This is a genomic window from Winogradskyella sp. A2 (assembly GCF_046762865.1).
Taxonomy (GTDB): domain Bacteria; phylum Bacteroidota; class Bacteroidia; order Flavobacteriales; family Flavobacteriaceae; genus Winogradskyella.
This window is the reverse complement of the sequence record NZ_JBKQXM010000003.1, coordinates 429,669-443,975: the sequence shown is the minus strand read 5'-3', so window position 1 is coordinate 443,975 and position 14,307 is coordinate 429,669. Positions and strand designations below refer to the sequence as shown.

Below are 14,307 nucleotides of genomic sequence, written 5' to 3'. Positions count from 1 at the left end.
TAACCTTAAACTTTCTAGTTCTTCATGAGTAATTCGGTTAGTAAAAGATATGCGCAAAGAGGAGTTTCTGCCTCTAAAGAAGACGTACATAATGCCATTAAAAATATTGATAAAGGTTTATTTCCTAAGGCTTTTTGTAAGATCGTCCCAGATTATTTAACCAATGATGAAGATTATTGTCTAATAATGCATGCTGATGGCGCAGGTACAAAATCGTCATTAGCATATATGTATTGGAAAGAAACTGGCGACCTTTCAGTTTGGAAAGGGATAGCTCAGGATGCCCTTATAATGAATATTGATGATTTGCTCTGTGTTGGAGCTACTAACAACATTATGTTGTCTTCTACAATAGGAAGAAATAAAAACCTTATACCTGGAGAGGTTATATCTGCAATAATTAACGGTACTGAGGAATTAATTGAAGATTTAAAATCTTTTGGAGTCACCATCCATTCAACAGGTGGCGAAACGGCTGATGTTGGTGATTTGGTAAGAACTATTATAGTTGATTCTACCGTTACAGCACGTATGAAGCGAGAGGATGTAATTGATAATGCCAATATTTCTGAAGGTGATGTTATAGTGGGATTAGAATCTTTTGGCCAGGCAACTTATGAAACTGAGTATAATGGAGGTATGGGAAGTAACGGATTAACTTCTGCTAGACATGATGTATTTTCAAAGTATTTGGCAGTAAAGTATCCTGAGAGTTTTGATAGTGCAGTACCTAGCGAATTAGTATATTCTGGGAATACTGAGCTTACAGATACTGTTGAAAATTCTCCAATCGACGCTGGTAAATTAGTTTTATCGCCTACTCGTACGTATGCACCAATAGTTAAAGCTATTTTAAATAAGTATTCTAATGATACTATTCATGGAATGGTTCATTGTAGTGGTGGTGCGCAAACTAAAATTCTTCATTTTATTGATAATCTACATATTATAAAGGATAATTTATTTAAAGTGCCACCTTTGTTTAGATTGATTCAAGAGCAGTCTAATACTGACTGGAAAGAGATGTACCAGGTCTTCAATTGTGGTCACAGATTAGAGCTTTATTTAAAACCTGAAATTGCAGAGGACGTTATATCCATTTCAAAATCTTTCAATGTCGATGCCAAAATAATTGGAAGGGTTGAAGCATCAGAAAAGAAAAAACTTTCCATACAGAGCGAATACGGAACTTTTGAGTATTAAACGAATGAAAGTTTGCAGATACTTAATTCTATTCATTAGCATAGGTATTTTTACTGATGTAATTCATGCACAACCGGACTCTCTATTTTTAAGTCTTGTTGAAGAAAACAATTTAGGTTGGAATATTAATGAGGAAGTAGGTTTATATTTTAACCAAGTGTCATTTACAAATTGGAACGCTGGTGGTGCCAATTCTATATCTGCGATTTTCAATGGTAAAGCCGAAGCCAACTATAAAAATGACAAACTATTCTGGAATTCATCCTTATTGCTTAGATATGGTATAAATAAACAGGAAGACGAACCAATTAGGAAAACGGATGATGCTATTTCAATAATTTCAAATGTTGGTTTTCAATCAAACCCAGATAGTAATTGGTTTTATTCCATAAGGTTTAGTTTTAATACGCAATTTGCAAATGGGTTTAACGATCCCGACGAAGATCCTATTTCCACATTCATGGCGCCTGGATATTTGTTTTTGGGTGCAGGTATGGAATATGGTAAAGCAATAGAGAAATTTTCACTGTATGTTTCTCCGTTTACCATGAAAAACACTTTTGTATTAGATGAGGATTTAGCAAATTCTGGTGCTTTTGGTGTAAATCCTGCAATCTATGACACAAATGGAAACCTCCTGAATAGAGGTGATAGAGTAAGAACTGAATTGGGGATTTTAATTACCAATCAGTATCAAGAAGAGATTATGGAGAATGTAAAGGTGAATAGTTTATTGCGATTATATACCGATTATCTCAATAGTTTTGGAAACATTGATCTCGAATGGGAAGTCAATTTTGATTTCAAGGTCAATAAATATATCAGCGCTATATTTGGGTCCCATTTAAGATATGATGACGATATTAAAACTGAAGTAGTACGCAATGACATTACTAATGAAGATATTGTAGTAGAAGGACCTAAGTTGCAGTGGAAACAATTACTCGGTATTGGAGTCGTTATTGATTTAGATGAGTTTATAAGTAATAATAATAGTGGTGATAATTAATTCTCACTTCATTCAATTATTTGTAATCTTCTAAATTGGTTAGTTTGTTAATCTGTATTGTTACCTCTTTTTTAAATAAACCCTTTTATCAGAGAAAGAAATGTGCAAGTAATAATACTATCTAAAATAAAGACTATTAAAAGAAATTTTAGATTGCTTACACCTCGTATTCGGTAGTAATTTAATCTTCTTCTTAAGGTTCTGTCATTTAGCATTATCCATAATAAGAAGGCTAAGAATAATTTTGTGCATAAAGCTAGAATTAACTGAGGGTTTATAACAGTAATCGCTAGTGTCACTAAAAATGACCATAAAGCGAGGGGTTTGTAATAGTTTAGTATGGATGCAAATTGCTTTAGCATATAACCTATAACGCATAAACATAAAAAAATATTTTTTCAGAGTTGTTATCTCTCCAGCAATCCAATATAATCCATAAAAAATTGTACTTTTGAAATTCAATTTTAGAAGATAAATGATAGAGAAAATCCAAATTGTAAAACAGCGATTTGATGAGGTAAATGACCTTATAATACAGCCAGATATTATCGCAGATCAAAAGCGATATGTTAAGCTTAATAAGGAATACAAGGACTTAAAGAAAATTGTAGATAAAGGTGTTATTTACAAAGAACTGCTAGATAATATTTCTGAAGCAGAAGAGATAATTGCGGATGGCTCTGATGAGGAAATGGTAGAGATGGCTAAAATGCAATTAGATGAAGCTAAAGAAGCTTTACCAGAAATAGAAGAAGACATAAGATTTCTTTTAATTCCCAAAGACCCAGATGATGCTAAAAATGTTGTTGTTGAGGTTAGAGCAGGTACAGGTGGAGATGAGGCAAGTATTTTTGCAGGAGACTTATTCAGAATGTACTCTAAATATTGCAGTGATAAAGGTTGGAAGATCGATGTGGTTAGTCAAAGCGACGGAACATCAGGAGGATTTAAAGAGATCATTTTTGAAGTATCTGGAGAAGATGTTTACGGTACTTTAAAGTTTGAAGCTGGAGTTCACCGTGTGCAACGTGTACCACAAACCGAAACTCAAGGTCGTGTACATACAAGTGCTGCAACGGTTATGGTATTGCCAGAAGCTGAGGATATAGACTTTGAACTAGATATGACAGAGGTTCGGATTGAGCGTACAACATCTACAGGTCCTGGTGGTCAGTCTGTAAATACAACATATTCGGCCATTAAGCTTCATCATGAGCCTACGGGTATGATTGTAAGTTGTCAAGATCAAAAATCATCGCATAAAAATTTAGAAAAGGCACTTAAGGTATTAAGGACTAGGCTTTACGATTTAGAATTAGAAAAGCAAAGACAAGCAGATTCTGCTAAACGAAAAAGTATGGTGAGTTCAGGAGACAGAAGTGCTAAGATTAGAACCTACAATTATCCACAAGGTCGTGTAACAGATCACAGAATAGGATTAACTTTATACGATCTTTCGAATATCATAAATGGTGATATTCAAAAAATAATAGATGAATTAATGCTAGCTGAAAATACGGAGCTATTAAAAGCTAGTGATGATGTAATTTAATTTTAAGCCTCTTAGCGAGGCTTTTTTAATATATGACAACTACCCAGTTAACAGAACAAATCCGCAAAAAACAATCCTTTTTATGTATAGGATTAGATGTTGATTTGAACAAAATCCCTAAACACTTACTCGAAGAGGAAGATCCTATTTTTGCGTTCAATAAGGCAATTATTGATGCAACACATCATTTATGCATTGCTTACAAGCCAAATACTGCTTTTTATGAAGCCTATGGCATCAAAGGTTGGCAAGCTCTAGAAAAGACTATTAATTATTTAAATACAAAGCATCCTGATATATTTACCATTGCTGATGCTAAACGCGGTGATATTGGTAATACAAGTTCTATGTATGCAAAGGCCTTTTTCGAGGATTTAGGGTTTGATAGTGTTACTGTTGCTCCTTATATGGGTAAGGATTCTGTTGAACCATTTTTAGCATTTGAAGAAAAGCATACTATTCTTCTAGCACTTACTTCAAATAAAGGGGCTTTCGATTTTCAGACTAAATATCTTGATGGAGAGGAACTGTACAAACAAGTATTAGAAACTTCTAAAGATTGGACAAATTCTAAAAATTTGATGTATGTGGTTGGAGCAACAAAGGCAGAATTTTTAGGAGATATTCGAAAAATTATTCCAGATAGTTTTTTATTAGTTCCAGGAGTTGGTGCTCAAGGTGGTAACTTGCAAGATGTTTGTAAATATGGCATGAATAAAGAAGTTGGATTGCTTATTAATTCATCACGAGGAATAATTTATGCGTCTAATGGTAAGGATTTTGCAGAAGCATCAGCAAAAAAAGCTTCAGAATTACAGAGTCAAATGAACGAAATGTTGTCTTTGTAACTTTTGACTTTTTCTAAAAGCATAAAAAAGTCGGTATAAACATACCGACTCTTCTAAATAACTGTACTGACTTCTGTAAGACTTATTAAACTAATCTTTTGCTCAACGAAGATGCGTGTTTTTTAACCTATCAATGTAATGTTAATATTAGCTTTTAATTAAATGTAGTTTAATACCTTAGGAAAAACTATATCAATCATGAAGAACGTATTAATATTACTTTTTGCATTTTTTAGTTATTATTCTGCTTTTGGACAAAACCAATCTTGTGTTTGTTGTACCGAAAAGCATGCCGAATTTGATTTTTGGATTGGAACATGGGAAGTGACAGGTCCCAATGGCAATAAAGTAGGGAACAATATACTTACCAAAGTAGAAAATAAATGTGTGTTAAGAGAGAATTGGACTAGTGCGACACCTGGATACACAGGAACTAGTAATAGTTTTTATAATTTAAAAACTAAACAATGGGAGCAAATCTGGATCGATAATCAAGGTGCCAGTTTATATCTTAAAGGCAATAGAAAAGGAAATCAAATGATTTTAAAAACTGATAAAGAGACTAATGCCCAAGGCAAAACTTTTTTTCACCAAGTAACATGGTCAGCCAATGAAGATGGTACTGTACGTCAGCTATGGGAAACCTACACTGAAGGTGCAGATGTAGTTATTGCTTTCAATGGTTTATACAAGCGTAAGCAATAGTTTATGCTAATTGCATTTCTGCACTTTCAAATTCTATTTCTTTTAGTCTTGATAGAATTTTATTAGCTTCATAAGAGGATATATCGCTTTGTGCTTGGTCACTTTGACTCAAATTATATGCTTCTTCAATAAGGTAAATATATTGAAGGTATAAATCATTTCTTTTTTGGAGCCCCTTTTTAAAATATTCCACGGTTAGTTAATTTAGTATTTCTTTGTGAAAATTATAAAAAATGATATAGAATACATCGTTTTGTTTAAAAATTTTAACAAAACATTAAACAATTATTGATCTTGTAGTGCAAATACCTTTTTTAAGAGATCTGTTGTTCTGGAAGATAAGTTAGTTCTAATTTCCTTTTCTTCAACCGCTATCATTAAATAAACACCTTCAAGTGCTTCATTAGTTACGTAATCCGTTAGGTCTGGATTTACGTCATTGGTGAAAGGTAAATTATTGTATTTTGTAATTAGATTATTCCATATTTGATCAGCACCAACCTTACTGAAAGAATTGTTTATTACCGGCTTAAATTTGTTATATAATTCCGTTTTGGTTTTGGTTGTGAGATATTGTGTTGCAGCATCGTCTTCACCTAGTAATATATTTTTAGCATCATTGAAGGTTATTTCTTTTACGGCATTGACAAATATTGGTGTAGCCTCTTTAACAGCATCTTCAGCAGCTCTATTAATAGCCTTTAACCCTTCATCTGCAAGATTATCTAATCCAATTGTTCTTAATGCCTTATCTACCTTTTGTAATTCTTCAGGTAATAATATCTTAACCAATTCATTCTTGTAGAAACCATCTTTTAAGGTTAATTTAGATACTTGCTTATCAATTCCATTATTTAATGCTTGTCGTAATCCAGATGCTATATCAGCATTACTTAATACACCGCCAGATTCAGGTAGTTGGTTTACAACTTGTTGCAATTCGGCACAAGAAAGAAAGGTAATTAGCGCTAGTAGGATTGTAATTTGCTTTTTCATGGATTTAGGTTTTATATCTTTAACAAAATTAATATAATAATTGATGAAGGTATTTAAATACATACTTATATGTTGTTTTTTGTTTGTTATTAGCTGTGGCGATAGTAAAGTCAATAATGATAATGGTTCAATCAAAAATGAGAATCAAAATTTCAATCAGTATATTACCGTTTTAGGTATAGCACAGGATGCTGGTTATCCACAAATAAATTGTAAAAAGGAATGTTGTACTAGATATTTTAATGAATTAGAATCTAAGAAACTTGTGTCTTGTTTAGGGCTTATAGATACGATGGCTCAAAAGAAATGGTTATTTGATGCAACCCCAGATATTATAGAGCAAACAAATGTGTTAAACAAGCAACATTTAAGTAATGATAATGTAATTGATGGTATTTTTTTAACTCACGCTCATATTGGTCATTATACTGGTCTGATGCAATTAGGAAGAGAGGCTTTGGGTGCTAAAAATATTCCTGTTTTTACAATGCCAAGAATGAAATCTTATCTTGAAAAAAATGGACCTTGGAGTCAATTGATTAATCTTAAGAATATTGAGTTACAATCTCTCAGTAACGACTCAACAATCCTACTAAACAAGTCATTAAAGGTCACGCCATTTATAGTGCCTCACAGAGATGAATATTCTGAAACTGTTGGATACAAAATAGAGGGAAATAGTAAGTCAGCCATTTTTATACCAGATATAGACAAATGGGATACTTGGGAAAGATCGATAATTGATGAAGTTAAAAAAGTTGATTATGCTTTTTTAGATGCTTCGTTTTTTAGGGATGGCGAATTAGAAAGGGATATGAGTAAAATTCCGCATCCATTTACCACACAAACCACAAGTCTCTTTCAAAATGAATCAATGGAGACCAAAAACAAAATCTATTTTATTCATTTTAACCACACCAATCCAACTATAAGAGATAGTCACCCTTTAAAGGATAGTATTCAAAGTTTAGGATTTAATTTTGCTAAGCAAGGTGACAATTTTGAGTTATAATAGGCGTTAGAAAAAAGGTAATTAATTTTAATTATTACTTTTAGCACAGTATTTGATTAATCCCTAGTAAATTATATTAACATATGAGTCGTTTAAATAGAAAACACTTGTCATTAGCTATAATTTGCGTCCTAACAGCAACTTATGCTTTTGGTCAAATAAAAATTTCAGAATTTTTACAAGATTCTAAAATTGCGTCAGCAGACAACAACAAACTTTATTTTGTAGATTTTTGGGCTACTTGGTGCACGCCATGCATTACTGCTAAAGAGCATTTGGGAGTTCTACAAAAAAAATATCCAGAAGAATTATATATTATTTCACTTTCAAAAGAAAATCCACTTGTTGTGGAGCGTTTTCTAAAAAAGAAATCAACTGATCTTGCGGTTGCGATAGATAATTATGGCGAAACATTTAAAAAGCATAATGTTAGAATATTACCAGATGGTGTATTATATAATGCAAATGGTGATATACTCTGGCGAGGAGGAGCACCAGATCTAAAAGACTATATGGTAGCTAATTATTTAAGACGAAATAAATCAAGATCTACAATAGATCAATTTGTTGATATAATTACCGTTAAAGAAGAAATAGCTGCTGAATATATACCAAATAAAGAAATTGAGGTGACCTTATTGCCAAACAATAATGAAGAATTAGAGATAATAGATAACGGAAATTACCTTAAACTTAATGGGGCCTTGTCTGATATAATTAGTTATTTGGCAAAGATTTATAAAAACCAGATTGAAGTATTGCCAGAATTGGATAAGTATTACCAGGTATACTTTAAAAAACCATATAATGCTAATGAAAACCTCGCTTTTAAATTAATTACTGAACTCGGTTTAGGAATTGATAGGCAATTTGAAGATGGAGAGGTCATGAAATTTACTGCGGAGTCGCCAAAATTTTGGGATACGGACCAAATTAATTGGGGAATAAATAATACTAAATTCTTAGTAGGAGATTCACAAATTCAAGGTGATAATGTATCGTTGAGGGATATGGCTTATCAGTTAGCATATGTCCTAGATATGCCAGTTATTGTGCCAGAAGATACAAGTATAAGTCTAACACTTCACGACTGGGACATTCATTATAAGTTTTATCAATTGATGCAATCTAGCCTAGAAGATGATTATGGCATTATTGTGGAAAAGAAAATACTTTCATACCCAGTTTATTACATACTAAAAAAAGCTCCCTAAAGGGAGCTTTTTCAATCTTAAAACCAAATTATGGACGTATAATTAGTTACTTAAAACTCTAAATTCTGTACGTCTATTTCTTTGATGCTGATTTTCGGAACAGTCAACACCGTTAGAACATCTGTTAGTCAATCTAGATTCACCAAAACCTCTTGCAGATAATCTGCTTCTAGAGATTCCTTTAGAAACTAAGTAGTTTACAACAGAATTTGCTCTTTGTTGCGATAAAGATTGGTTAAAATCATCATTTCCTCTTGAGTCTGTATGAGACATTATTTCAATACTGACATTAGAATCACTTAATATTGGTAATAATGTATCGTCAATAGTCTTTTTAGAAGAAGGCGTTAATCTAGCGCTACCTAATTCATAAAAAATTGGTAATACATTTGGATCTAAAAGCTCACAATCAACCTCTTCCCATGTAGTGATACCACCTTTTTTATCAAGTATTGTTCTAGTAACAGTTTGATATTGTGCTGGCACTGTAGAAGTAGTTGTAGAAGCCGGAGTATCAATTACTCTTCTTTTTATTGTAGTGTATTCAGCAGGAATTTCAATTTCATCCATTCTTGCTGGAGTCTTAACTACACGCTTTTTGTAAGTTGTAGATTGCTCCCCAACAGGAACTGAATTAGTACTAGCATCTGATGCCAAAGTTGTAAAACTTACATCTCTAGACTGAGCAGGATATTCTACAAAACATGCAGCAACACAATCTTCCTTGTTTACTGATGGACAATCGTCTAAAACTTTGTATTCCCATCCAGATGTTTTAGGATAGATTTCAAACGTTCTTGAATCTTTACCGAAAGATGCCGGTACGACTCTGAGGTCGGTTCTTCCTTCTTGTTTTACATAAGGAACTTCAACTGTTTCATAAACAGCAGGTACATAAACAAACTTCTTAGAAGCCTCTTTAACTAAAACGCTCTCCTCTACAGTTTTGTACGTTGCAGGTACAACTTTTAATGTAGTATAGGCAGGATAAGTTTGAATCGTTTCTTCAACTTCCTTAAACTCATCTTTAGTGATACATTTTACGTAGCACTTTCCTGGTTCAGGATTTGTTGGAAGACCTTGTGCTTGAGAAAATCCTATCCCAGCCACAAAGCATACTAATAGTAATAATTTTTGTTTCATTGAATTAAATAGTTAATGGTTATAGTGTATTATACGTAGGTCTTATACGCCACGCATTAATTAAGACACAGCATTTTTAAAAGAGTCACTTCTATTGTTATAAAAATGTGTTTGAAAGCGAATTTTTATTCCAATTATTTACTGATTAGGTCAGTAATAATAGGAGTTAGGAAGATTAAGAAAAAATCACAGTCTTGTTATTGAATACCATCACTTTTCTATTGGCGTGTAATTTAATTGCGTTAGACAACACAATTTTTTCTAAATCTCGACCTTTTGCAATAAGATCACTTATGGAATGTGTATGAGAAACATGCGCTACATCTTGTTCAATAATTGGTCCAGCATCAAGTTCTTCTGTAATATAATGGCTTGTGGCTCCAATAATTTTCACACCTCTTTTAAAAGCAGAATGGTAAGGTTTTGCTCCTACAAATGCTGGTAAAAATGAATGGTGAATATTGATAACTTTATTCGGGTATTTATCAATAATGAAGTTAGATACAATTTGCATATAACGCGCAAGGACTACAAAATCAATATTATGAGATTCCAATAACTCTAATTGTTTTTTCTCAGCTTCATGTTTATTGTCCTTTGTAACAGCAACATGATAAAATGGTATATTAAAACTTTCAGCAATTTGTCTTAAATCATTATGATTACTAAGTATAAAAGGAATCTCTAAGAACAACTCACCGGAGTTGTATCTCCCTAAAATATCGTAAAGACAATGATCGTATTTTGACACAAATAAAGCCATTTTAGGCTTTCTCTCTGCAGAATACATGCGCCATTTAAGTTCAAACTTTTCAGCGAGCGATTTGCTAAATGCTTCTTTAAAGTTTTCGATGGAGAAGGAATCTGAATTAAACTCACATTCTAATCTCATAAAAAAAATATCTTGTTCTCTATCAACATGTTGGTCTATGTAGACAATATTCCCATCATTTATTGCCATAAAATTAGTGACAGAAGCAATAATATTTGGTTGATCCTTACAGTGAATTAAAAGTGTTATTTTATTCATGAAATAGTTCTAAATCGATGGTCTAAATTTAGTTAAAATACTACGACACATACAAGAAGATTCATTTTTAGATTATTGATAAAATTTAAGGTATTTTTTTGAATATTTCGTAAATTTGTCGTTCAATTAAGTCAGTTTTTTACGAATGGAACAAGTAGCTCCTTATAAGCCAAAGAATAAAGTAAGAATTGTTACTGCAGCATCACTATTTGATGGTCATGACGCGGCAATAAATATTATGCGTCGTATTATCCAAGCTACTGGTGTTGAAGTGATTCATTTAGGTCATGACAGAAGTGTTGAGGAAGTTGTTAATACTGCCATACAAGAAGATGCAAATGCTATTGCTATGACCTCTTACCAAGGAGGTCATAATGAGTACTTTAAATATATGTATGATCTACTACAAGAAAAAGGAGCTGGTCATATTAAAATCTTTGGTGGAGGAGGTGGTGTAATCCTTCCAGAAGAGATTAAAGATTTAATGGATTACGGTATAACCAGAATCTATTCACCAGATGATGGGAGGGAAATGGGATTGCAAGGAATGATTAACGATTTAGTTCAACAATCTGATTATGCAATTGGAGATGCACTAAATGGAGAAGTTAACGTTTTACAAAATAAAGATGATAAGTGCATTGCACGTGTAATTTCATCTGCAGAGAATTTTCCGGAAATTGCAAAAGATGCTTTAGAAACTATCCATAAAAAAAATAAAAATTCAAAAACTCCAGTATTGGGTATCACTGGAACAGGTGGTGCAGGTAAATCTTCTTTAGTTGATGAATTGGTTAGACGTTTTTTAATAGATTTTCCTGAGAAAACGGTAGGATTGATTTCTGTTGATCCTTCAAAACGTAAAACTGGAGGTGCCTTGTTGGGTGATAGAATACGAATGAATGCTATAAATTCCCCAAGAGTTTATATGCGTAGTCTGGCAACACGTCAATCTAACTTAGCATTATCAAAATATGTAAATGAAGCTGTTGAGGTTTTAAAAGCAGCTGAGTATGATTTAATCATTTTAGAAACCTCTGGTATAGGACAATCGGATACAGAAATTCTAGAACACAGTGACGTATCCTTATATGTGATGACACCTGAGTTTGGTGCGGCAACACAGCTTGAGAAAATCGATATGTTAGATTTCGCGGATTTAGTGGCGATAAATAAATTCGATAAAAGAGGAGCACTAGATGCTATAAGGGATGTAAAAAAGCAATACATGCGTAACCAGAATTTATGGCATGCAGACCCAGATACAATGCCTGTATTTGGTACAATTGCATCTCAATTTAATGATCCTGGTATGAATACACTGTACAAAGCGATCATGGATAAGATTGTTGAAAAGACTGATGCAGATTTGAATTCGACTTTTGAGATTTCAAAAGAGATGAGCGAGAAGATCTTTGTGATACCACCAGCACGTGTGAGATACTTGTCTGAAATAGCTGAGAATAATCGTGCTTACGATACTATAGCAAATAAACAAGTAGAGGTAGTACAGAAACTATATGGTATTTATAAAACCATAGAGTCTGTAACAGGAAATGAACCTAATTTGAATAAATCAGGAATTGATGTTGCTTCAGCCAATGATGACAATAAAGATTTCTTAAAATTATTATTGGGAGAATTCGATCGTGTTAAGATGGATTTAGATCCTTACAACTGGGAAATAATTACTAGTTGGGACGAAAAAGTTAACACTTATAAAGCACCAATCTATTCATTTAAGGTGAGAGATAAAGAGATAAAGATAGAGACACATACAAAGTCTTTATCTCATACTGATATTCCAAAAGTTGCATTACCAAAATATTCGGCTTGGGGTGATATTTTAAAATGGAGTTTACAAGAGAATGTACCTGGTGAGTTTCCTTATACTTCAGGTTTATATCCATTTAAAAGAACAGGCGAGGATCCAACGCGGATGTTCGCAGGTGAAGGAGGGCCAGAACGTACCAATAGACGTTTCCATTATGTGAGTCTTGGTATGCCAGCTAAAAGACTGTCTACTGCATTTGATAGTGTTACACTATATGGAAATGATCCGGATTATAGACCAGATATTTATGGTAAAATCGGTAATGCAGGTGTAAGTATTTGCTGTTTAGACGATGCTAAAAAATTATACTCTGGGTTTAATTTGGCAGATGCAATGACCTCTGTTAGTATGACTATTAATGGTCCTGCACCAATGCTATTAGGTTTCTTTATGAATGCTGCCATAGACCAGCAATGTGAGCTGTATATAAAAGAAAACGGCTTAGAAAAAGAAGTTGAAAAGAAAATTGAAACTATATATAAGGGTAAAGTAAGACCAAAGTATAATGGTGATTTACCAGAAGGGAATGATGGCCTTGGATTGATGCTTTTAGGTGTTACTGGTGACCAAGTTTTACCTAAAGATACCTATGAAGATATAAAAGTGAAGACAATAGCTCAAGTTAGAGGTACTGTACAAGCAGATATTTTAAAGGAAGATCAGGCGCAAAATACATGTATATTTTCAACTGAATTTGCCCTTAGATTAATGGGTGATGTGCAAGAGTACTTTATAGAAAATAATATCAGAAATTTCTATTCGGTTTCAATATCAGGATATCATATTGCTGAAGCAGGCGCCAACCCAATTACGCAATTAGCTTTAACGTTATCCAATGGGTTTACTTACGTGGAATATTACTTAAGTAGAGGCATGGATATCAATAAATTTGGTCCTAATTTATCGTTCTTTTTCTCAAACGGTATTGACCCGGAATATGCAGTTATAGGTAGAGTTGCAAGACGTATTTGGGCAAAAGCATTGAAGCATAAATATGGCGCTAATTCTAGAGCGCAAATGTTGAAGTATCATATACAAACCTCCGGTAGAAGTTTGCATGCTCAAGAGATTGATTTTAATGATATAAGAACCACGCTTCAAGCATTATATGCTATTTACGACAATTGTAATTCACTGCATACAAATGCTTATGACGAAGCCATTACCACACCAACGGAAGAGTCAGTAAGACGTGCAATGGCTATTCAGCTAATAATCAATAAAGAACTTGGTTTAGCTAAGAATGAAAACCCAATTCAAGGTTCTTTTATTATTGAAGAATTAACTGATTTAGTTGAGGAGGCCGTCTTGACTGAATTTGACAGAATCACAGAACGTGGAGGTGTATTAGGGGCTATGGAAACTATGTACCAACGATCAAAAATTCAAGAGGAGAGTTTGTACTATGAAACCTTGAAGCATAATGGTGAATTTCCAATAATTGGTGTAAATACATTTTTAAGTAGTAAAGGCTCACCAACGGTTCAGCCCGCTGAGGTTATAAGGGCAACAGAAGCCGAAAAGGAATTCCAAATTCAAACTTTGAAGAATCTTCATGGCGTTAATGAAACTGAAGAACTTTTAAAGGATTTACAGCATAAAGCTATTAATAACAAAAATATTTTTGAAGCTTTAATGGATGTTTGTAAAGTATGTTCACTAGGACAAATTACATCTGCTTTATTTGAGGTAGGAGGTCAGTATAGACGTAACATGTAAGCAGGATTCCAATTTTTGAAAAGCTTACGCATTCAAAATTGT

At 33.1% G+C, this 14,307-nt stretch carries 12 protein-coding genes; 8 read left to right on the top strand and 4 right to left on the bottom strand.

Annotation, left to right across the window (positions count from 1 at the left end; genetic code table 11):
- Positions 1–24: 24 nt before the first annotated feature.
- The 5 genes from ACFWV9_RS07945 to ACFWV9_RS07925 all read left to right on the top strand — a co-directional run bounded on the left by ACFWV9_RS07945 (position 25) and on the right by ACFWV9_RS07925 (position 5,317).
- Positions 25–1,203 (top strand): AIR synthase related protein, encoded by a 1,179-nt coding sequence (locus tag ACFWV9_RS07945; protein WP_411894716.1) that lies wholly within the window; start codon positions 25–27, stop codon positions 1,201–1,203.
- Positions 1,204–1,207: 4 nt separating this feature from the next.
- Positions 1,208–2,212, top strand: a complete 1,005-nt coding sequence (locus ACFWV9_RS07940) for a DUF3078 domain-containing protein (RefSeq protein ID WP_411894715.1) — start codon at positions 1,208–1,210, stop codon at positions 2,210–2,212.
- Positions 2,213–2,687: 475 nt separating this feature from the next.
- A complete protein-coding gene (gene prfA / locus ACFWV9_RS07935; RefSeq protein ID WP_411894714.1) occupies positions 2,688–3,764 on the top strand; it encodes a peptide chain release factor 1 in 1,077 nt (358 codons plus the stop codon).
- A gap of 32 nt (positions 3,765–3,796) precedes the next feature.
- Positions 3,797–4,612: an orotidine-5'-phosphate decarboxylase gene (gene pyrF, locus ACFWV9_RS07930; RefSeq protein ID WP_411894713.1), complete on the top strand. Its 816-nt coding sequence runs from the start codon at positions 3,797–3,799 to the stop codon at positions 4,610–4,612.
- Positions 4,613–4,810: 198 nt separating this feature from the next.
- Positions 4,811–5,317 carry a hypothetical protein gene (locus tag ACFWV9_RS07925; RefSeq protein ID WP_411894712.1) on the top strand — a complete coding sequence of 169 codons (507 nt, stop codon included), beginning with the start codon at positions 4,811–4,813 and terminating at the stop codon, positions 5,315–5,317.
- Between the two features lies 1 nt (position 5,318).
- Here ACFWV9_RS07925 and ACFWV9_RS07920 read toward each other — a convergent pair whose 3' ends face one another.
- Both ACFWV9_RS07920 and ACFWV9_RS07915 read right to left on the bottom strand, forming a co-directional pair.
- Entirely contained in the window at positions 5,319–5,510 is a 192-nt protein-coding gene (locus tag ACFWV9_RS07920) for a Lacal_2735 family protein (RefSeq protein WP_411894711.1), read from the bottom strand.
- Between the two features lie 92 nt (positions 5,511–5,602).
- The gene (locus ACFWV9_RS07915; protein ID WP_411894710.1) at positions 5,603–6,313 is read right to left on the bottom strand and encodes a DUF4197 domain-containing protein; all 711 of its coding nucleotides are present in this window, start codon (positions 6,311–6,313) and stop codon (positions 5,603–5,605) included.
- A gap of 43 nt (positions 6,314–6,356) precedes the next feature.
- Here ACFWV9_RS07915 and ACFWV9_RS07910 point away from each other — a divergent pair, with 43 nt between their 5' ends.
- Both ACFWV9_RS07910 and ACFWV9_RS07905 read left to right on the top strand, forming a co-directional pair.
- On the top strand, positions 6,357–7,325 hold the full coding sequence (locus ACFWV9_RS07910; RefSeq protein ID WP_411894709.1) for an MBL fold metallo-hydrolase: 969 nt from the start codon (positions 6,357–6,359) through the stop codon (positions 7,323–7,325).
- A gap of 83 nt (positions 7,326–7,408) precedes the next feature.
- Positions 7,409–8,539, top strand: coding sequence for a TlpA family protein disulfide reductase (locus ACFWV9_RS07905; RefSeq protein WP_411894708.1), 1,131 nt, complete (start codon positions 7,409–7,411; stop codon positions 8,537–8,539).
- A gap of 42 nt (positions 8,540–8,581) precedes the next feature.
- Here ACFWV9_RS07905 and ACFWV9_RS07900 read toward each other — a convergent pair whose 3' ends face one another.
- Together ACFWV9_RS07900 and purU are read right to left on the bottom strand one after the other, a co-directional pair.
- Entirely contained in the window at positions 8,582–9,682 is a 1,101-nt protein-coding gene (locus tag ACFWV9_RS07900; protein ID WP_411894707.1) for an OmpA family protein, read from the bottom strand.
- 175 nt (positions 9,683–9,857) lie between these two features.
- On the bottom strand, positions 9,858–10,712 hold the full coding sequence (gene purU, locus ACFWV9_RS07895; RefSeq protein WP_411894706.1) for a formyltetrahydrofolate deformylase: 855 nt from the start codon (positions 10,710–10,712) through the stop codon (positions 9,858–9,860).
- A gap of 145 nt (positions 10,713–10,857) precedes the next feature.
- Here purU and ACFWV9_RS07890 point away from each other — a divergent pair, with 145 nt between their 5' ends.
- Entirely contained in the window at positions 10,858–14,265 is a 3,408-nt protein-coding gene (locus ACFWV9_RS07890; RefSeq protein WP_411894705.1) for a methylmalonyl-CoA mutase family protein, read from the top strand.
- Positions 14,266–14,307: the final 42 nt, after the last annotated feature.

What these genes read in the sequence shown, in the direction of transcription:
- ACFWV9_RS07940 (WP_411894715.1), top strand. Translation starts at nt 1,208, where the DNA reads ATGAAAGTTTGCAGATACTTAATTCTATTCATTAGCATAGGTATTTTT.
- ACFWV9_RS07890 (WP_411894705.1), top strand. Translation starts at nt 10,858, where the DNA reads ATGGAACAAGTAGCTCCTTATAAGCCAAAGAATAAAGTAAGAATTGTT.
- ACFWV9_RS07900 (WP_411894707.1), bottom strand. Translation starts at nt 9,682, where the DNA reads ATGAAACAAAAATTATTACTATTAGTATGCTTTGTGGCTGGGATAGGA.
- pyrF (WP_411894713.1), top strand. Translation starts at nt 3,797, where the DNA reads ATGACAACTACCCAGTTAACAGAACAAATCCGCAAAAAACAATCCTTT.
- prfA (WP_411894714.1), top strand. Translation starts at nt 2,688, where the DNA reads ATGATAGAGAAAATCCAAATTGTAAAACAGCGATTTGATGAGGTAAAT.
- ACFWV9_RS07910 (WP_411894709.1), top strand. Translation starts at nt 6,357, where the DNA reads ATGAAGGTATTTAAATACATACTTATATGTTGTTTTTTGTTTGTTATT.
- purU (WP_411894706.1), bottom strand. Translation starts at nt 10,712, where the DNA reads ATGAATAAAATAACACTTTTAATTCACTGTAAGGATCAACCAAATATT.
- ACFWV9_RS07925 (WP_411894712.1), top strand. Translation starts at nt 4,811, where the DNA reads ATGAAGAACGTATTAATATTACTTTTTGCATTTTTTAGTTATTATTCT.
- ACFWV9_RS07905 (WP_411894708.1), top strand. Translation starts at nt 7,409, where the DNA reads ATGAGTCGTTTAAATAGAAAACACTTGTCATTAGCTATAATTTGCGTC.
- ACFWV9_RS07915 (WP_411894710.1), bottom strand. Translation starts at nt 6,313, where the DNA reads ATGAAAAAGCAAATTACAATCCTACTAGCGCTAATTACCTTTCTTTCT.
- ACFWV9_RS07945 (WP_411894716.1), top strand. Translation starts at nt 25, where the DNA reads ATGAGTAATTCGGTTAGTAAAAGATATGCGCAAAGAGGAGTTTCTGCC.